This is a genomic window from Anaerobacterium chartisolvens (assembly GCF_003337415.1).
Taxonomy (GTDB): Bacteria; Bacillota; Clostridia; order Acetivibrionales; family DSM-27016; genus Anaerobacterium; species Anaerobacterium chartisolvens.
On record NZ_QPJT01000007.1, the window covers coordinates 49,025 to 67,731 of the forward strand.

Below are 18,707 nucleotides of genomic sequence, written 5' to 3' on the forward strand. Positions count from 1 at the left end.
ATCATAACAAAAAGGCAAAAAAAATCAGTAGAATACATAAATTCCACTAACTTTTTTATATATAAATAACGAAAATCCTTCACTCCTTCTCGTTCAGGGTACTTCCTCAAGAGCCTTAACGACAGCCTCGCACAGTGCCTCGGCAGCCTTCTGAATAAATTCGTCGCTCTTGAGCTTTTGCGCATCGTCAGGATTTGTAATAAAAGCAATCTCAGCCAGTGCAGAAGGCATTGAGGTAGCCTTTAAGACTACAATTTCCGGCCTGGCCTTTATTTTTCTGTCAAAGGTTCCCAAATTGCTTGTAAGAGAATCCTGTATTATCTGTGCAAACCTTTTGCCAAAGCCTGTCTTGCTGGGAAAATAAAGTGTCTCGGTGCCTTTTGCACTGACTTTGTATGCATTGTTGTGTATTGATAAAAACAATGTCGCATTGAGCTTATTGGCTATATACGATCTTTCATAAAGCCCTATATAAGTATCGTCGTCCCTCGTCATGTAAGTGTTTATACCCTTGCTTTTCAGCATGGTGTTAAGCCTTTTGGCAATGTCTATATTGAGGCTCTTCTCCATGAGATCTCCATGCACCGCTCCCGGGTCTGATCCTCCATGGCCGGGGTCAATAACTATAAGCCTGTCCTCCAAAGAAAAAGGCTTTAGTACTGTAATTGTCGTATCATCCACCGCTGAAGTCTTCCTTGTAATTATATTATAAACAACCTGTTCCTTTGCGGTAAAGGTAATGCCGGTAGTCCCGTCATCATCATTTTTTACTATATCCACATACTCAATAAGGCTTCCGTTAACCTTAAACGTTCCGCTGCCAATGTCGCCTAAGCTGCTTGGAAATGTTACGGTGTACTTCATTCCTGTTTCATCATAGCTTTCGGAATAGAATTTTTTCAAATCCTGCCCGCCCTCGGTAAGATGAATACCGGGCAATATGAAGCATACCCTGTCTCCCGCGGCACTGTAAGCAATATTTTTATATTCAGGCGCTTGGACGGACACGATAAGCCGTCCTTCCTTCTCTTCCACCTGGTACTGCGGCTGTCCCACAGTATCAAGTACTACTCTTCCGACACTGCTCTCAAACTGGGCATATCTCACCGCTTTAACGAGATCGCTTTCAACCTCTATGCTCTGCTGGCTCTCGGGAGCAGCGGCATATGGTATATCAATTACAATTCTGTCAGGGCTTGAGAGTCTCATTATATTGTAGCCCGAATAATTATCAGTCAGTATGCTCACCGCGTCGGCACCGTCATTTCTGGCATATTCAACAGAAAGACTGCTAAGCTCCCTGTTTTCCCTATCAGCCTTATCCTTTCCGCCGCCTTCCGGACCATTTGCATCCTTAAACTTTGATATATTAATTTCCGTTCCCTTTGTATCTCCCTTTAAGGATACTTTAAACGAAAGCCTCTGCTTTGCAGTAAAAACTATGCTTATCTGCTTTGTATATATATTGTTTACAAACTGCATACTGTCCATCAAGCTGTCATTGATTTTTACCGTTTTATCCGGAATCTTTACAGCACCGCTGTAAAATGTAAGAATATGCCTTCCGCTCTCAGGCTCATACTTTTCGGTGTACGGCTCCTCCCCCCCTCTGCCGCTCTGTATAATCGCGGCACCGGAAATATCAAGATTGGCCTCATCACCTGTATTTAAATATGTAATATTATCGGCTATACTATCTATAACGTATACTGAAAGCCTCCCGTCCTTCTCACAAATCCTGTACTTCTGAACATCCGCAGTGTCTATGACTATTCTGGCGGAGTTATTTCCGAAGGAAGCAAATCTTACAGCCTTTACCCTGACGCTTTTTGCTGCTGCAAGCTGCTTTGCCGCAGAAACAGATACATTTGGAATATCAATAACAATCCTGTCGGGAGACGCAAGGCGCGTAACAGCATACCCATTATAGTTTTTAACCATAATTTGTATTTCGTCCTGAATCTCCCCGGAAATAAATTTTACTTCATTTAAGCTCTGCACCGGCATATTGCCTGATGCAGGCAATTGATCTGTAAGTGCGAAGGAATTGACTTCAAAGCATGTTAGAGCAAATAAAATTACAATTATTGATAGGAATTTTTTCATTATGGCACCTCATATCTTCTACTCTGTCTCATTTTGACAATATATTTTCCATATATTTCGACAGTGCCCATTAAAATTCCTGTACCTTCATATAACTTTAATACTAATGTAATAATAATGTAATCGGCCACGAATAAGGTAATGGGACACTCCTCTCCTTTGTCGAGGAATGTCCCATTGGCCCAATTGTTCATTTAACGCTTTTTTTGTTGGGCAGACTCTCTTTCGTTGAAAGACACTATGCAGCCGCAGAACTTCTGGCGATATAGCCCCATTTCCTTTGCCCTCTGCTGCCCCTGCCTGAAGCCCGGCCTGAAATCCTTGTAATAAAACTCCACCCCATGCCTTAGCGCAGACTCTTCACCGAATTGCCTTATAATATCATGCTTCTGATATGGGCTGACCAAAAGAGAGGTGGTAAAAGCGTCAAATCCATTCGCTTTAGCAAACTCTGCCGCCCTGTCCATGCGTATACCATAGCACATCGCACACCTCTGCTCGCCGGTACCCTTATACCCCTCCCATTTGTCCTGCATAAAGCCATCTATATAATGCACAGCCATACCCGTAAGCTCCGAGAACTCCTCCACAGTTTCTCTGCGCCGCGCATACTCGTCTATGGGATGTATATTGGGATTATAAAAAAAACCCTGAAGGTCTATTCCTTCACCCCTTAGCACATCGGCCGGATAGGCCGAGCAGGGCGCACAGCACATATGCATAAGCAGCCTCATTTCAAGTCATCCCTTTCTGAATTCAACACAAATTTAGCAATAATATTATAGCATAAAAAGAGACGAAATATTTCGTCCCTTTTTATGTTACTTAAATATATAAAGTAATAAAACAATGGAGCGTTTTATATAATATATCAGCCCATTTCCACCTCTACACTATGCACCCTTCCTTTGCCAAGCACAGGAATAATGTTGGAGGCAAGCTTTTCACCGTCCACAGTTACGCTTTTGACTCCTTTAGAGACATGCGCGGGGTTGGATATTTTGATATCGTATTCCACACCCCTAAAGCTTCTTCTGATTGTATACCCGTCCCACGCCTTAGGAATGCACGGATCTACCATTAACCCGTCATAGTGCGGCTTTATCCCCAATATCCATTGAGTAATTGTCACGAAATTCCAAGCAGCCGTGCCCGTCAGCCATGAGTTTTTCGCCTCTCCGTGCCTTACGGCATCCCTTCCCGCGATCATCTGCGCATATACATACGGCTCAGTCCTGTGTATCTCACTTATGTCCTCAACATATGCAGGCGCAATTTTAGAGTATATCTCAAATGCCCTGTCACCTCTTCCCAAAACAGTTTCGGCCGCGGCAATCCACGGATTATTGTGACAGAAAATTCCCGCATTCTCCTTATATCCCGGGGGATACGAGGATATTTCCCCAAGATTCAAATGATATTTGGAATACGGAGGGTGCTGAAGCATAATTCCATACTTTGTATCCAGCATTTCCTTTACTGAATCCAGAGCCTTTTGGGCAAGCCCCTCCGAGACTCCTATTCCTCCCATGACGCATAATCCCTGCGGCTCTATAAATATTTTACCCTCATCGCACTCCTTGCTTCCCACCTTGTTTCCTAAAGCATCGTATGCCCTGAGGAACCATTCTCCGTCGAAGCCATGCTCTATTGTGATTTCCCTCATTTTATCAATATGCCTTTGAGCCTCACACGCTTCGTCGGTAAGACCTCTTCTGTTGCACAGCTCTACAAACTCAGGCCCTATAAACACAAACATTCCTGCAATAAATACAGACTCGGCAACTCTTCCATCGGGGTCTCCGTATGTCTGGTACGACTCATCCGGTATTTTGGAAAAGCAGTTCAAATTAAGGCAGTCGTTCCAGTCGGCTCTGCCTATAAGAGGCAATCCATGGGGGCCAAGGTTGTTTATTACATGATAAAAGGATCTTTTAAGGTGCTCAAACAGGCTGGCCTTATTGTTTTCGTTGCAGTCAAAGGGCACCGGCTCATCAAGTATGCCGAAATCTCCCGTTTCCTTTATATATGCGGCAGTGCCTAGAATCAGCCAAAGAGGATCATCGTTAAACCCTCCGCCTATATCATTATTTCCCTTCTTGGTGAGCGGCTGGTACTGGTGGTATGCCCCGCCGTTCTCAAACTGTGTGGATGCAATATCAATTATACGCTCTCTTGCTCTTTGAGGTATCTGGTGTACAAAGCCCAGCAGATCCTGATTGGAATCCCTAAAGCCCATCCCTCTTCCTATTCCCGACTCAAAGTACGATGCGCTTCTGGACATGTTGAAGGTCACCATGCACTGATATGGGTTCCATGTATTAACCATGCGGCTGAGCTTTTCATCGGTGCTGTCTATTATATACTTGGACAACAGTTCGGCCCAGTATTCTTCAAGGTCTTTAAGTGCGTTATCTACATTCTGAGATGTCTGGAATTTTGCAATCATTTCCTTGCTTTTAGTCTTGTTAATTATTCCCAAGCTCTCCCATTTCTCTTCCTCTCTGTTCTCTACATACCCCAGTATGAATATAAGCTGCTTCTCCTCGCCGGGCTTTAATGAAACCTTTATGCTGTGTGAGGCTATGGGAGACCATCCGCTTGCCACAGAATTTGATGACTGCCCCTTTGCCACTGCATCAGGAGTATCAGGCCCGTTGTACAAGCCCATAAATGTTTCTCTGTCGGTATCGAATCCGTCTATAGGGGTATTCACAGAATAGAATGAATAGTGATCCCTTCTCTCTCTGTATTCCGTTTTGTGGTAAATTACAGACCCGTCTATTTCCACCTCTCCCGTGTTGAAATTCCTCTGGAAGTTTGTCATGTCATCCCATGCGTTCCAAAGGCAGAACTCTACAAAGGAAAACAGTGTTATGCTTTTGTCACAATCCGATGTGTTTTTTAATGTCACCTTATGGACTTCCCCATTATATCCTAATGGGACAAAAACAAGCTGGTTCGCGCTTATTCCGTTTCTCTCTCCCGTTATAGACGTATACCCCATACCGTGCCTGCACTCATAAAACGACAGTTCCTTTTTCACAGGCATCCAGCCCGGAGTCCAATAATCCCCTCCGTCATATATATAGAAGTACCTTCCTCCCGAATCATTGGGAGTGTTGTTATACCTGTACCTTGTCAATCTCCTGAGCCGCGCATCCCTGTAGAAGCAATATCCCCCCGCGGTATTTGAAATAAGTGAAAAAAAGTTTTCCGTGCCAAGATAATTTATCCACGGATAAGGTGTTGTGGGAGTGTTGATTACATACTCCCTTCTTGCATCATCAAAAAACCCGAATTTCATAATGATTCCCCTTTCATTTTACAATACATTTGTGAACGCGCGTTCACAAACACCAAAAAAAATATTTTATATTAAAAGTTTCTATTGTTTGCTTATCCTTCTTGCACATGTCTCTCTGATAATAAGCTCTGTGGGAAAGTTAAAATACGAAATACCGGTATCCTTCTTTTCAACATTGCTTATAAGAAGCTCCACAGCCTTTTTTGCCATGTCGTATACAGGAACCCTCACAGTGGTGAGCGCGGGCATTATCTGCGAGGCCACAGGCACATCGTCAAACGAAACAATGGACATATCGGAAGGAACCTTTATACCGCACTCCTTAAAAGCCTCCATTGCACCTATTGCCATATCGTCACTTGAAGAAAAAATAGCGGTAGGAAGCCTGCCGGATTTTATAAGCCTTCCGACCTCCCTGTAAGCAGTATTTTTCAAAAACTCACCCTTTACAACAAATTCCTTTTCCCACTTAAGCCCGTGCTCCCTAAGCACACTCCGATAAGCCTCAAACCTCTGCCTGCCGGAATAGGTGTTCATTCTTCCCCTTATTATACCGATATCCCTATGCCCCAAATCAATAAGATATTCAATTGCGCTAACCGTACCCTCAAAATCCCGAGAATTTATAACCGCCATATTCATGCCTGATGCTGTGCTTTTTGACTCCTGAGCAATGTGATAGTCAATTAAAGCAATGGGAAAGCCCGCATCAATTACCTCCGTTACCATTCCCGTATCCTTCTCGGTACCTACAATAATGCCGCAATCAATTCTCTTTTGGAAAAAAGCCGATTTTACCTTTAAATAGTCCTTTTCGGAGTATACGGTATGAATGAGGACATAGTAGCCCAAAGCGTTTGCGGTGTCAACTACGGCATCCACAAAGGGTGCGAAATAATTATTCTGGTATATCCTGTTTGGGTTATGCTTATCGGCTATACTTACGACAAACAGCCCGATGGTATTTATTCCCTTTCCGGCAAGCACCCTCGCGGAATTATTAGGCTGGTAATTATACTTTTCTATGACGCTCATTACCCTCTGCCTAGTTTCGTCGGGCACATTGGAATAATTATTTATTACCCGTGACACAGTGCTTCTTGACACACCGGCCAGCTTTGCCACATCTTCACTTTTCATAACGTTCCTCCGTAAACACGCGTTTACACTATTATTATAAAGCATTTCTGCCTCTACATCAATAGTCTGCCGCAAATAATTTTAATAAAATCGTTTTCCTACTCATACCTCAGTCCAAAATGCTCATATGCCAGCTTTGTGGCAATTCTCCCCCTCGGAGTTTTATTAATAAATCCAAGCTGCAGCAGGTAGGGCTCATAAACATCTTCTATTGTTTCCGTTTCCTCTCCTATAGACGCGGCAAGCGTTTCTAAGCCCACAGGGCCTCCCGCAAACTTGTCTATTATGCTCATAAGCATGTTCCTGTCCACTCCGTCAAGGCCTATAGGGTCTATCTCAAGCGCATTAAGCGACATCCTTGCCACCTCTTTTGTAATATAGCCTTCTGCCCGTACCTGCGCAAAATCCCTCACCCTTTTAAGCAGTCTGTTGGATATTCTGGGGGTTCCCCTTGACCTGCCGGATATTTCATCCGCTCCCTCTTCATCGATCTCTATTCCCAGAATACCGGCTGATCTTTTCACAATGAGCTTAAGCTCCTGGGGAGAATACATTTCAAGCCTGTTTATGACTCCGAACCTGTCCCTTAGAGGCGCAGTCAAAAGCCCTGCCCTTGTCGTTGCCCCTATAAGCGTGAATTTGGGCAGATCCAGCCTTATAGAGCGTGCGCTGGGGCCCTTTCCGATTATTATATCCAGAGCATAGTCCTCCATAGCGGGGTATAGTATCTCCTCAACACTTCTGTTCAGCCTGTGTATCTCATCTATAAAAAGAACGTCATAATTGCCCAGATTAGTTAAAATAGCCGCCAGATCCCCCGGCTTCTCAATGGCAGGGCCTGACGTTATTCTGATATTGACCCCCAGCTCGGACGCAATTATGCTTGCAAGGGTTGTCTTGCCAAGTCCTGGAGGCCCATACAGTAAAACGTGATCCAATGCCTCATTTCTCCTTCTCGCAGCCTCTATAAAAACAGTCAGGTTTTCCTTGACCTTTGCCTGTCCCACATAATCGCTTAATTTCCTTGGCCTTAAGCTGAACTCATCACGATCCTCCTGCTTCACTTCACAACCAACGAGTCTTTCCTCCTCCATCTCTGCCCAAAACCCTCCCCATTATCTAATCAATCCCTTTAGCGCGTTCTTTACTATCAATTCAAGCTCCATACCCTCAGAGTATACGGCAGAAACCGCCCTGCTTGCCTCTAAGGGGGTATACCCCAGCACTATAAGCGCACTGATAGCCTCAGCAGCGCCTGTTCTCTGCCTGTCTGCCTCCGCGCTCTGTTCCCCTGCATTATTGACAGCGTCAAGCTGCTGCTTTTTCATTTTGTCCTTGAGCTCCAGTATTATTCTTTGAGCCATCTTGTTTCCGATTCCCGGAGCCCTTGTAAGTGTTTTTGCATCATCTGTAATTACGGCAAGCCCGAATTTGGAGGGCGGAACCGAGGATATAACAGAAATAGCCGCCTTAGGCCCCACCCCCGACACTGATATCAGCAGCTCGAACATTCCCATTTCCTCCTGCGTGGCAAAGCCGTAAATATTCATTATGTCCTCTCTCACATAAAGGTGGGTATGCAGCTTTACCGAAGTTCCTATTCCCCCCGCAGACTCAATAGTCGATATTGCGGTAAATATCTTGTATCCCACCCCGCTGGCCTCAACCACTATGTAATCATTTCCCTTATATTCAAGCGTACCCTTTATGTATGCAAACATTCTAAAAGCTCCCCTTTATATCTTCTTAAAGCCCGTAGGCACCCATTCTGTGTGAATGTGCATGGCACACCGCCACTGCCAGCGCGTCGGCAACATCGTCGGGCTTGGGTATCGAAGGAAGGTTTAATATAATCTTAACCATTTGCTGCATCTGTGACTTTTCAGCCCTTCCATATCCCGCAACCGCCTGCTTTACCTGAAGGGGTGTATACTCAAAAACCTCAACCCCCGACCTTGCCGCTGCAAGCACCGCCACTCCCCTTCCATGTCCCACGGTGAGCGCAGTCTTTATATTTTTGTTAAAAAACAGCTCCTCTATTGAAACAGCTCCCGGCTTGTATCTCTCTATCAGCTCCCCTAGCCTGTCACTCAGCACCAGAAGCCTGTCGGGCAGCTTCATTGAGGACTGTGTGGTTACAGCCCCATAGTCTATTACCGAAAATTTGTTCCCCTCATATTTTACTACACCATACCCCGTTATTGCAAATCCGGGATCAATACCCATTATTACCATTTAAGCCCCCGCCGCCTTTATGTATTATTGCTGAATAATTATTAAATTTCTTGCATATTTATGCACGCTATTGTATAATAACAAACAATAAATTATAATAAATTCTGAAAAGCAATCAAATATTATAATATATTGACTTTGTTATTTATTTTAACATATTTATAAGGAGGAATGTACATGAGCGCCAAAGAAAAAGTAATTCTTGCCTATTCGGGTGGATTGGATACATCAATTATAATTCCGTGGCTGAAGGAAAACTATGACTATGAGGTTATAGCCATGGCGGGAGACGTAGGACAGGGAGAAGAGCTCGATCCTTTAAACGAAAAGGCCATAAAAACGGGAGCAAGCAAAATATACATAGAGGATTTAAAGGAGGAATTCATAACTGACTTTATTTATCCCACTCTTAAGGCGGGAGCGGTTTATGAAGGGAAATACCTTCTCGGCACCTCCTTTGCAAGGCCCGTAATAGCAAAAAGAATGGTCGAAATTGCAGAAAAGGAAGGTGCTACAGCTATTTGCCACGGCGCCACCGGAAAAGGAAACGATCAGGTGAGGTTTGAACTCACCGTAAAGGCTCTTGCCCCCCACCTTAAAATAATAGCTCCATGGAGAATATGGGACATCAAGTCAAGAGAGGATGCCATAGACTACGCACAGGCAAGGAATATTCCAATCCCCGTTACAAAGAAGGATAACTACAGCATGGACAGGAACCTGTGGCATTTGAGCCATGAGGGTCAGGATCTTGAGGACCCTTGGAACGAGCCCCAGTATGAAAAGCTTTTAAAGCTGATGGTTTCTCCTGAGAAAGCTCCCGACAGGCCGGCATATGTTGAGCTTGAGTTTGAAAAGGGCATACCTAAGAAGATAAACGGAGTTGAATATTCTCCCATTGAGACGATGAATGTTTTAAACAAGCTGGCTGCGGAAAACGGTGTCGGCATAGTGGACATGGTGGAAAACAGGCTTGTGGGAATGAAGTCCCGCGGAGTATACGAAACTCCGGGCGGCACCATATTATATGCCGCGCACAGAGAGCTTGAGCTTCTGTGCATAGACAGGGACACTCTTCATTATAAGGACATTATTTCCCAGAGGTTTGCCGAGCTTGTATATTTCGGGCAGTGGTATACTCCATTAAGAGAAGCACTGTCGGCTTTTGTTGATGTTACGCAGCAAACAGTGACGGGTACTGTGAGAATGAAGCTGTATAAGGGAAATTGTATGCCCGCGGGAGCAAAGTCTCCATACTCTCTGTACAGCGAGGAGCTGTCCACCTTCGGAAGGGATGCCGTTTACAATCAAAAGGATGCCGAAGGCTTCATAAACCTCTTCGGGCTTCCCATGAAGGTCAGGGCATTAATGCTTGAAAATAATAAAGAAAAGTAGACAGGTGGCTGAAGGAATGAAACTTTGGGGCGGAAGATTTGAAAAAAGCACCGACAAGCTTGTAGATGATTTTAATTCCTCTATAAGCTTTGACTGCCGCTTATACAGGCAGGATATTTTAGGAAGCATAGCACATTCTCGTATGCTTGGGAAATGCGGTATAATATCCGTGGAGGACTCGGCGCTTATACAAAAAACACTGGCGGAAATTTTGTCCGATATAGAAAAGGGACTTGTGGAGTTTGAGGTGGATGCCGAGGACATACACATGAACATAGAGAAAATACTGATATCACGCATAGGGGATGTCGGAAAAAGGCTTCACACAGGCAGGAGCAGAAACGATCAGGTGGCTCTCGACATCAGAATGTACTTAAGAGACGAGTCGGCCTCTGTAACGGAAATGCTGGTTTCTCTCGGCAAAACAATAATTGATACGGCGAAAAGCAGTCTGGACATAATAATGCCGGGATACACGCACCTGCAAAGGGCTCAGCCAATAACACTGGCTCATCACATGATGGCATATTTACAGATGTTCAAAAGAGACATAGAAAGGCTTTCCGACTGTGCAAGAAGGATAAATGTTATGCCTCTCGGCTCGGGCGCTCTGGCAGGAACAACCTACGCTCTGGACAGGCAGATGGTTGCCGATGAACTGGGCTTTGCGGCAATTACCGAGAACAGCCTTGACGGGGTAAGCGACAGGGATTTCGCCATTGAGCTGGCCTCCTGCCTCTCTATCATAATGATGCACTTAAGCCGGTTCAGTGAAGAGCTTATTATGTGGTCGTCCCATGAATTCGGCTTTGTGGAAATGGATGATGCCTACAGCACGGGAAGCAGCATTATGCCCCAAAAGAAAAACCCCGACGTCGCAGAGCTGGTGAGAGGAAAGACGGGAAGGGTTTATGGGGATCTCATGGCGCTGCTGACGGTAATGAAGTCTCTTCCTCTTGCGTACAACAAGGACATGCAGGAGGATAAGGAAGCTATCTTTGACGCTGTGGACACCGTAAAAATGTGCCTGCCCGTTTTTACGCGTATGCTGGCAACCATTAAAATACGCTCCGAAAATATGTACAGGGCAGCTCAGGGCGGCTTTACAAATGCCACTGATGTTGCCGATTACCTTGTTAAAAAGGGGATACCCTTCAGAAATGCTCACGAAATCACGGGAAAAATGGTTCTTTACTGCATTGACAGAGGAAAGCCCATAGATGATCTCAGTATGGAAGAGTTCAAAAGCTTTTCCGAAAATATACAGCAGGATATCTATACCGAAATAAGCCTTGAAAAATGTGTTTCGGGAAGAGGCCTGCCTGGAGGCCCTTCAAGGGAAAGCGTGCTTAAATCCATAGAAAATGCCGAGAAATTTTTGAGCATGTTCTAGGGAAAACTTTCTTAAAAAAATACGGGGCTGACGCAAAACACAATATCCCGTTCTGCGTCAGCCCTTAAAATTTTTATCCTTTAAAGCTTACTGTTAACTCCTTTAAATCGATCTGTGCATCAAGTTTTAGCAGTATATCAAGTCCTAAAAGTCCGTTTATGTCACCATGAGGATCTATAACTCCAAAATCAAGCTTAATACCGTCCAGTTTTATGTTACCTATTTCGACATAATCTACAGCTTTACTGAAAAAGCTGTGCAAATCACCGCCTATCCCATAATAACTGTTAACTGAGTCACTATTAATGGCTTCAATTCCAATATCCAGTACAGTATCCGGAGAAATAAGAGTTTCAACGGCTCCGGTGTCCAAAACAATATTATTGATTACTTTTTCCTGGCCAAGATAATTTAACTTAAGTGAGGTAAATAAAAGCCCTCCGCGAAGTTCCAATTTCATTAGCTTACACCCCTAAATCCAAAAATCTTCTTTATCGGTATTTCCAGCTTTTCATTGGAGGTATGAAAAACTATAATATCATTCTTTGCCCGAGCCAGCTCCATTGTAGCTTCTTTATTATCGTCAAAAGCTTTTATTACTGCAATGTCATCTATATACCGAACACCATTTTCAATATGTCCTTCAAGAACCTGCATTTTTACAAACCTGCCGGGGTAAATTTTCCTTACTTCTTCCCATTTCATCTGTTATACACCCCCTTAAACCTTTTATACAATTTATTATACTACATTTAAGAGTATAATAGTATTGGGTGCTCTTATTTTACAATTGCTTCAAATACTGCTTTAAATAGATGTTATCTATAAGGCAGCCCTTCTTTATTTCCTCAGGCTTGCCAGCCTTTCCGCCACCTTCTCGTACATATCCCTGTACTTCTGCTGCTTTGCCCTCTCCTCTTCAATGACCTTTGCGGGTGCCTTGGAGGTAAAGCCTGGATTATTCAGCTTTCCGTCAACCCTTGCAAGCTCCTTCTCAAGATTGGCCTTCTCCTTCTCAAGCCTCTCCTGCTCCTTCTCAAGATCTATAAGCTCATTTAGCGGTATGAAAATTTCCGCTCCCTCAATTATTGCAGCCACAGCGTCCTCTGGAATGTCCGTTTTGTCATCTTGAACCACAACCTCCGAAGCACCGCCAAGCCTTTCAAAGAATCCCTTTGTCTCCTCAAGCGTATTCCTGCTGCCGGAGTGTGACGCAACAAAAATAACCCTTGCCTTTTTAGAAGGCGGAACATTCATTTCGGCCCTTATGTTTCTTATGCTGCGGATGGACTCCATTACAAGCCTGAGCTTTTCCTCATCCCCTGGGAAGCTGTATTCCTCCTTGTATTCCGGCCAGCTTGAAATCATTATGCTGTCATCCTCATTAATAAGGTGTGTGTATATCTCCTCTGTTATAAACGGCATATACGGATGCAGAAGCTTCATGGAGCTGCCCAGAACATAATTTAAAACAAACTGCGCCTCAAGCCTTGCCGCGCTTTCACTGTCGTACAGCCTTGGCTTTACCAGCTCAATATACCAGTCGCAAAACTCTTCCCATATAAACTCATACACCTTTTGCAGAGCTATTCCCAGCTCAAACCGTTCAAGGTTTTCCGTTACCTCCTTTATAAGAGTGTTTACCCTGCTCAATATCCACTTGTCGGCAGAGGTAAGTCTTGAAGGGTCCACCTTGGAAAAATCCAAACCCTCCTCAAAGTTCATTAAAACAAACCTTGACGCGTTCCATATTTTGTTTGCAAAATTCCTGCTTGACTCAATTTTATCGGTTGAAAACCTCAAATCATTTCCGGGAGAGTTGCCTATGCTAATCGCAAACCTAAGAGCGTCGGTGCCGTATTGCTCTATAACGTCAAGCGGATCAATCCCGTTCCCCAGCGACTTGCTCATCTTCCGCCCCTGCGCGTCTCTCACAAGCCCGTGTATCAGCACATGCTTAAACGGCTCCTTTTCCATATGCTCCACACCTGAAAAAATCATCCTTGCCACCCAGAAAAATATTATGTCGTAACCCGTTACCAGCACATCGGTGGGATAGAAATATTTCAGATCCTCGGTATTTTCAGGCCAGCCAAGGGTAGAAAACGGCCACAGTGCGGAGCTGAACCATGTGTCAAGGGTATCAGCATCCTGCTGAATTCTGCTGCTTCCGCATTTTGGGCATACATCGGGCATGTCGCTCTCCACCATCATATTCCCGCACTCAAGGCAGTAGTATGCCGGAATCCTGTGTCCCCACCAAAGCTGTCTTGAAATACACCAGTCCTGTATATTTTCCATCCAGTTAAAATAAATTTTTGAAAACCTGTCGGGAACAAACCTGACAGTACCGTTTTTTACAACCTCAATAGCGGGCTCCGCAAGAGGCTTCATTTTAACATACCACTGCTTGGATATTAAAGGCTCTACCACCGTGCTGCATCTCTGGCAGGTTCCTACATTGTGGGTATGCGGCTGTACCTTCACCAGCAAATCCAGCTCCTTTAAGTCCTCTACAATGCGGCCTCTGGCCTCATACCTGTCCATGCCGGCATATTGTCCAGCTTCCTCATTCATTCTTCCCTTGTCAGTCATAACTCTTATCTGCTTTAAGCCGTGCCTCAAGCCAACCTCAAAGTCATTGGGGTCATGGGCGGGTGTTATTTTAACTACTCCCGTTCCAAAGTCCTTCTCTACATAGCTGTCCGCAATAACAGGTATTTCCCTGTTAATCAGCGGAAGAACTACCTTTTTACCGACAAGATGACTGTATCTTTCATCCTCGGGATGAACTGCAACCGCTGTATCTCCCAGCATTGTTTCAGGTCTTGTTGTAGCTATTACAACATATTCCCCCGTGTCCTTAACAGGATATCTTATATGCCAGAAGCTGCCCTCCTTCTCCTCATACTCAACCTCAATGTCTGAAATAGAGGTATTACAGCTCGGGCACCAGTTTGTAATTCTCTCTCCCCTGTATATAAGGCCCTTTTTATACAGTCTCAAGAACACTTCCTTTACCGCCTCCGACAGCCCTTCATCCATTGTAAACCTTTCACGCTGCCAATCGCACGAGCTGCCCAGCTTTTTAAGCTGGTTGACAATTCTTCCTCCATAGAGCGTTTTCCACTCCCACGCCCTTTCAAGGAATTTTTCCCTTCCCAGCATATCCTTTGTAAGTCCTTCCTTAGCCATGGCATCAACAATTTTCGCCTCTGTGGCTATGCTGGCATGATCGGTGCCGGGGAGCCACAGCGTACTGTAGCCCTGCATCCTTTTCCATCTTATAAGAATGTCCTGCAGGGTATTGTCAAGAGCATGGCCCATGTGGAGCTGGCCTGTTATGTTTGGAGGCGGAATCACTATTGTAAACGGCTTTTTATTTTCATCGGCCTGCGCATGAAAATAGCCTTTATTTGTCCATTCCTCATAGAGCCTGTCTTCAACCTGCTTTGGGTCATAAGTTTTAGCTATATTTTTGTCCATAAAATCTCCTCCGTTTATTTTATTTGAACGCAATAAATGCAAGTATAAATCCCGGAAGCGCAATAAGCATTCCCAGCATTTTTAAATTTACCACTGCCTTATCGAACTGATAGCTTTTAATTTGCTCCTCATTCATCTCATCCCTAAATTCCACCTTTACGCCGGCTGCCAGATTGTATTTCCTTACTATGCCGGGAGCCATAAATACCACAAAGACTCCCGGTATGATAAATAAAAACATAAGGATTTTCAGTATTAGCATAATTTATACTCCTTTCAAAAATACGTCATAAAAGCCCTTCATCCAAAATTTGGACGAAGGGCTTAAATCCGCGGTACCACCAAAGTTCCCCATTGCAGGGGCAGCTCAAAACCTGCTTATACGGAATATATTGCATAAACAGACCGTTATAACGGTCGGAACCCGCCGACAGCCTAATCTCTAAAGCCGTCGCCCCCATAAAATACGGGGCACACAATCCCAGAGCATTTCAGCCGCAGAGCTCATAAGCTACCTTCGACAGCCTGTTTCCTGGGAGAACTTACACCCGGTGGATCTCCCTCTCTGTTGGCCATTACTGCCTACTCCTCTTACTCATCGCTTTTTATATATTATGATTTATAGATGCCTGATATTTATTATATGATGATATCTTAATTTTTTATCAGTGTCAAGAAAAAATATAAGAGGCAGAATTGATTCTTAATCCGCCTGCATTTTATTTATATTCCGCCACTTTAATTTTTTGAAGTCCACCTGTAATTCCCTCAAAAGGCCCTGCTGTAATCCCTCCTGCCGGGCGCAAATTTCCGTAGAAATCATTTTCAACGCACAAAGGTGTCCCGTCAGGATTTTCAAAAGGCAGCTCAGGCTCAAAGGCAATTCCTAAAAAGCCTGTCGTAACGGTTGCAGTGTGAACCTCTCCCAGCTTGTCACCAAAATCAAATGACAAATAGATGCCGTCAGCTTCATTCACAAGCTTTATCTGTGGCCTCATATCAGGATATTCCACCGAACCGGCCTCTTTTCTGAACGGCTTTGCATCGTGGAAGTAAATATTGGAACCGCAGTACATAGGAAGGCGCACATTTGCAAAGGAGTCTACCGAGAACAGATCCCTGCTCCAGTCTTCATCCCCCGAAGGGCATTCGTCATAGAGTGCAAGCCCCTTGAGGACGCTTCCGTCCTCCTGAAGCTTCACCTCTGTATGAAGCCAGCAGTCAACATCTATTTTCGTTTCCCTTTCTTCATTCTCAGGCAGCGTTCCTGTAAAGATATTGTTATAATACCTGTTGTCGCCTCCAAGAATTGTCATCAGACCATGAACACCGGTTTCATGCGCATAGTGGTATGGTGTAAATCGGTTGGTAACTCTGGCCCAGCTTATAAAGCCTCCAAACAGGTTATTAACATACGCGCCGCCCTGAGACATATCCCGTATATTCTTCATGGAAAGCATAATGTTATTATCAACCAGATACGGGCCGTGGCTTACCTCCACAAAAAGGTCCTCTGTATCGTTATCATACAGCAAATTCCCAGAAATACGCGTGCCCTGAGCCTGCCAGTCCATCCACAGTCCGCGGTCGCAGTTATGAATGTGGTTGCCGCGAATCTGGCAGTCTAAAGAAGCATGGAGCTTGATTCCCGCTACCTCCGCCCCATTAAACATCCTCTTATGATGAATATTGTAAATGTAATTATCGTATATTTCGCTGAACACCTCTCCCAAATGCCCGCATATACCCGTTTGCTCACAGTCATGTATTACATTGCCCCGTACAATATGGGAACCTATATTTTCCTTGCTCCATCCTATACGTATTGCATTGAAAATAACATCCCTTTCTCGCTGTGTCCCCTGCTTTGTTGCTATAGTTGTCCATTCATTATGCCCGGTGGTAATTTCTTTTCCGAGGCTTATACCCGAATTCTTGGCATTGCTGATTTCATTGTTTTCAATGATCCAGCCCTTACTCCAGTGCGGGCCTATCAAGCCTTCCTGCAATGCGGTGGGAGGCGCCCAGTTGGGAGCTGCCATTGTCAAATGAAAGCCGCTGACGGTAATATAGTTAATGCCCGTTTTTTCGGGCCAGAAGCAAAACCTGCGTGCAGTGATTTCGATTGTATTCCCGGAAGGGTCAAATTGCCCGAAATTTGCATAAATAACGGTATTTTCATCATCTACTTCACAATACCAGCAATGCAACGACCATTCAGGTTCTCTGGCCTCATTAAAGGGCACCGGGTTCATGACTGCGTCAAGAGTTGCTGCTTCAAACATTGATTTCCCATTTATATATACCTCTCCCAGGTGGAAAACTCTATCCTGATTTATAAACCAGTCGCCCCAGACAATTTCTTTATATGGATTAAAATCACCGAAGAAGGAGTTGGGGATTACAGTCTTATAAACATTGCCATTTTCCTTTATCCATCCGGCAACCTCCTCTCCTCCTGAGATTATAACCTTCTCTCCGGGCGCCGCTTTATAAGTAATCCTTTTATCATCGCCTTCTCCTCCATTTTTGGGATTTACGTATTCGCGGTAAATACCCTCATGGACAGTTACAGTATCTCCCGCCTTAGCAAGATCCGCGGCCCTCTGGATGGTCCTAAAGGGCCTTGTCAGAGAACCTGCCCAACTGTCGCACCCGACGGTTGAAACGTGAAAATGATTTCCCACAATAATATCCTCCTTGTAAAATATCCTTTGTTTAGTACCGCTTCAAATTCATTTATCCTGCAGCATATTCCACTTCAAACCATCGGTTGAGCTTAAAAGGCCGAAGGCGGTATTATTTTCAGCATCCTCACCCATCAGGATCATAAGCCACATATCATCCTCCTTCCAGATAAATGGAGCCCCATATCTTGTTGCAATCCAATTTTGCGCTTCTATTTCTAACCTTCCCTTGAGCTCCCATGTATATAAATCATCCGATACGGCATACGCAAGGTGCTGATTCTTTAATCCTTCACTGTATATCATAGTCCATTGGTTGTCCCGATTTATAACCACAACATTTTCAACTCCATCGGGAGCATCCTTTCCAACACCGATCAGCGGCTTATCTGTCGAAAGGATATCCCATTTTCGCAAGTCGGTATCCTTTGTCACAGCATGGCCTATAAGGTTTGTATGCCCGGAATAATTTATTAAATCAGTCCCCACAAAATAGCAGTGCAGAGTATCCCCATCCACAACAAAGGTAGGGTCTATCGTTCTTTGAGCCTGATTCCACGGAAGCTCCAATGCTTCTTCCATAAAAAATTCAGGCTCCGACCACAAAATCAGATCCTGGGATTGGCTGAAGCATAGCTTTGTCGGCCTTTCGGGATATGCCTGATACGGAATAATGTACCTTCCTCCCCATAATATTACATCTCCCGGAGAAGCAAAGCCCTTCGGCGAAATGTCCCTGTCCTTGTCGAAGATTATAAAGTCCTTTGTAAAAACATGTCCTATGGACCAGTTTTCAGGCTTGCTCCAATCTTTATTTGAAAACCGTGAATAGAACAGATGATAGCCTTCTTTTGTTTTAAATACCGAAGGATCGCGAAGATTATCCGATCTTGTCCATATTGGATTTTTTAATCTATTTAAATTAAGCATTGTATTCATACCTCATCTCTTAAAATAT

At 44.3% G+C, this 18,707-nt stretch carries 15 protein-coding genes; 2 read left to right on the plus strand and 13 right to left on the minus strand.

What is annotated here, in order from left to right:
* Window positions 1-93: 93 nt before the first annotated feature.
* From DFR58_RS07610 to ruvC, 7 genes are all read right to left on the minus strand, one after another.
* Window positions 94-2,106, minus strand: a complete 2,013-nt coding sequence (locus DFR58_RS07610) for an N-acetylmuramoyl-L-alanine amidase (protein ID WP_114297223.1) — start codon at window positions 2,104-2,106, stop codon at window positions 94-96.
* Between the two features lie 194 nt (window positions 2,107-2,300).
* Window positions 2,301-2,840 carry an epoxyqueuosine reductase QueH gene (locus DFR58_RS07620; protein ID WP_114297225.1) on the minus strand — a complete coding sequence of 180 codons (540 nt, stop codon included), beginning with the start codon at window positions 2,838-2,840 and terminating at the stop codon, window positions 2,301-2,303.
* Window positions 2,841-2,977: 137 nt separating this feature from the next.
* Window positions 2,978-5,413 (minus strand): glycoside hydrolase family 94 protein, encoded by a 2,436-nt coding sequence (locus tag DFR58_RS07625; protein WP_114297226.1) that lies wholly within the window; start codon window positions 5,411-5,413, stop codon window positions 2,978-2,980.
* 81 nt (window positions 5,414-5,494) lie between these two features.
* Window positions 5,495-6,553 (minus strand): LacI family DNA-binding transcriptional regulator, encoded by a 1,059-nt coding sequence (locus DFR58_RS07630; protein WP_114297227.1) that lies wholly within the window; start codon window positions 6,551-6,553, stop codon window positions 5,495-5,497.
* 98 nt (window positions 6,554-6,651) lie between these two features.
* Window positions 6,652-7,647, minus strand: a complete 996-nt coding sequence (gene ruvB, locus DFR58_RS07635) for a Holliday junction branch migration DNA helicase RuvB (protein ID WP_114297228.1) — start codon at window positions 7,645-7,647, stop codon at window positions 6,652-6,654.
* A 21-nt stretch (window positions 7,648-7,668) separates the two neighbouring features.
* Window positions 7,669-8,274, minus strand: coding sequence for a Holliday junction branch migration protein RuvA (ruvA, locus tag DFR58_RS07640; protein ID WP_114297229.1), 606 nt, complete (start codon window positions 8,272-8,274; stop codon window positions 7,669-7,671).
* A 25-nt stretch (window positions 8,275-8,299) separates the two neighbouring features.
* Complete coding sequence (gene ruvC / locus DFR58_RS07645; RefSeq protein WP_114297230.1) at window positions 8,300-8,788, minus strand: crossover junction endodeoxyribonuclease RuvC; 489 nt, start codon at window positions 8,786-8,788, stop codon at window positions 8,300-8,302.
* A 177-nt stretch (window positions 8,789-8,965) separates the two neighbouring features.
* Between ruvC and DFR58_RS07650 the strand changes: the two genes are divergently transcribed.
* Together DFR58_RS07650 and argH are read left to right on the plus strand one after the other, a co-directional pair.
* Complete coding sequence (locus DFR58_RS07650) at window positions 8,966-10,183, plus strand: argininosuccinate synthase (protein ID WP_114297231.1); 1,218 nt, start codon at window positions 8,966-8,968, stop codon at window positions 10,181-10,183.
* Between the two features lie 16 nt (window positions 10,184-10,199).
* On the plus strand, window positions 10,200-11,576 hold the full coding sequence (gene argH / locus DFR58_RS07655) for an argininosuccinate lyase (protein ID WP_114297336.1): 1,377 nt from the start codon (window positions 10,200-10,202) through the stop codon (window positions 11,574-11,576).
* A 73-nt stretch (window positions 11,577-11,649) separates the two neighbouring features.
* On the opposite strand, the gene DFR58_RS07660 is transcribed toward argH, so the two are convergent.
* From DFR58_RS07660 to DFR58_RS07685, 6 genes are all read right to left on the minus strand, one after another.
* Window positions 11,650-12,036: an aspartyl protease family protein gene (locus DFR58_RS07660; RefSeq protein WP_114297232.1), complete on the minus strand. Its 387-nt coding sequence runs from the start codon at window positions 12,034-12,036 to the stop codon at window positions 11,650-11,652.
* Window positions 12,036-12,281, minus strand: a complete 246-nt coding sequence (locus tag DFR58_RS07665) for a hypothetical protein (RefSeq protein WP_114297233.1) — start codon at window positions 12,279-12,281, stop codon at window positions 12,036-12,038. Before DFR58_RS07665 ends, DFR58_RS07660 begins: the two co-directional genes overlap by 1 nt.
* 135 nt (window positions 12,282-12,416) lie before the next feature.
* Window positions 12,417-15,062, minus strand: a complete 2,646-nt coding sequence (locus DFR58_RS07670; RefSeq protein ID WP_114297234.1) for a valine--tRNA ligase — start codon at window positions 15,060-15,062, stop codon at window positions 12,417-12,419.
* 19 nt (window positions 15,063-15,081) lie between these two features.
* Window positions 15,082-15,324: a hypothetical protein gene (locus DFR58_RS07675; RefSeq protein ID WP_114297235.1), complete on the minus strand. Its 243-nt coding sequence runs from the start codon at window positions 15,322-15,324 to the stop codon at window positions 15,082-15,084.
* A 457-nt stretch (window positions 15,325-15,781) separates the two neighbouring features.
* Window positions 15,782-17,749: a right-handed parallel beta-helix repeat-containing protein gene (locus tag DFR58_RS07680; RefSeq protein ID WP_114297236.1), complete on the minus strand. Its 1,968-nt coding sequence runs from the start codon at window positions 17,747-17,749 to the stop codon at window positions 15,782-15,784.
* Between the two features lie 48 nt (window positions 17,750-17,797).
* Window positions 17,798-18,679 carry a glycoside hydrolase family protein gene (locus DFR58_RS07685; RefSeq protein ID WP_114297337.1) on the minus strand — a complete coding sequence of 294 codons (882 nt, stop codon included), beginning with the start codon at window positions 18,677-18,679 and terminating at the stop codon, window positions 17,798-17,800.
* Window positions 18,680-18,707: the final 28 nt, after the last annotated feature.

What these genes read in the sequence shown, in the direction of transcription:
- DFR58_RS07610 (WP_114297223.1), bottom strand. Translation starts at nt 2,106, where the DNA reads ATGAAAAAATTCCTATCAATAATTGTAATTTTATTTGCTCTAACATGC.
- DFR58_RS07620 (WP_114297225.1), bottom strand. Translation starts at nt 2,840, where the DNA reads ATGAGGCTGCTTATGCATATGTGCTGTGCGCCCTGCTCGGCCTATCCG.
- DFR58_RS07625 (WP_114297226.1), bottom strand. Translation starts at nt 5,413, where the DNA reads ATGAAATTCGGGTTTTTTGATGATGCAAGAAGGGAGTATGTAATCAAC.
- DFR58_RS07630 (WP_114297227.1), bottom strand. Translation starts at nt 6,553, where the DNA reads ATGAAAAGTGAAGATGTGGCAAAGCTGGCCGGTGTGTCAAGAAGCACT.
- ruvB (WP_114297228.1), bottom strand. Translation starts at nt 7,647, where the DNA reads ATGGAGGAGGAAAGACTCGTTGGTTGTGAAGTGAAGCAGGAGGATCGT.
- ruvA (WP_114297229.1), bottom strand. Translation starts at nt 8,274, where the DNA reads ATGTTTGCATACATAAAGGGTACGCTTGAATATAAGGGAAATGATTAC.
- ruvC (WP_114297230.1), bottom strand. Translation starts at nt 8,788, where the DNA reads ATGGTAATAATGGGTATTGATCCCGGATTTGCAATAACGGGGTATGGT.
- DFR58_RS07650 (WP_114297231.1), top strand. Translation starts at nt 8,966, where the DNA reads ATGAGCGCCAAAGAAAAAGTAATTCTTGCCTATTCGGGTGGATTGGAT.
- argH (WP_114297336.1), top strand. Translation starts at nt 10,200, where the DNA reads ATGAAACTTTGGGGCGGAAGATTTGAAAAAAGCACCGACAAGCTTGTA.
- DFR58_RS07660 (WP_114297232.1), bottom strand. Translation starts at nt 12,036, where the DNA reads ATGAAATTGGAACTTCGCGGAGGGCTTTTATTTACCTCACTTAAGTTA.
- DFR58_RS07665 (WP_114297233.1), bottom strand. Translation starts at nt 12,281, where the DNA reads ATGAAATGGGAAGAAGTAAGGAAAATTTACCCCGGCAGGTTTGTAAAA.
- DFR58_RS07670 (WP_114297234.1), bottom strand. Translation starts at nt 15,062, where the DNA reads ATGGACAAAAATATAGCTAAAACTTATGACCCAAAGCAGGTTGAAGAC.
- DFR58_RS07675 (WP_114297235.1), bottom strand. Translation starts at nt 15,324, where the DNA reads ATGCTAATACTGAAAATCCTTATGTTTTTATTTATCATACCGGGAGTC.
- DFR58_RS07685 (WP_114297337.1), bottom strand. Translation starts at nt 18,679, where the DNA reads ATGCTTAATTTAAATAGATTAAAAAATCCAATATGGACAAGATCGGAT.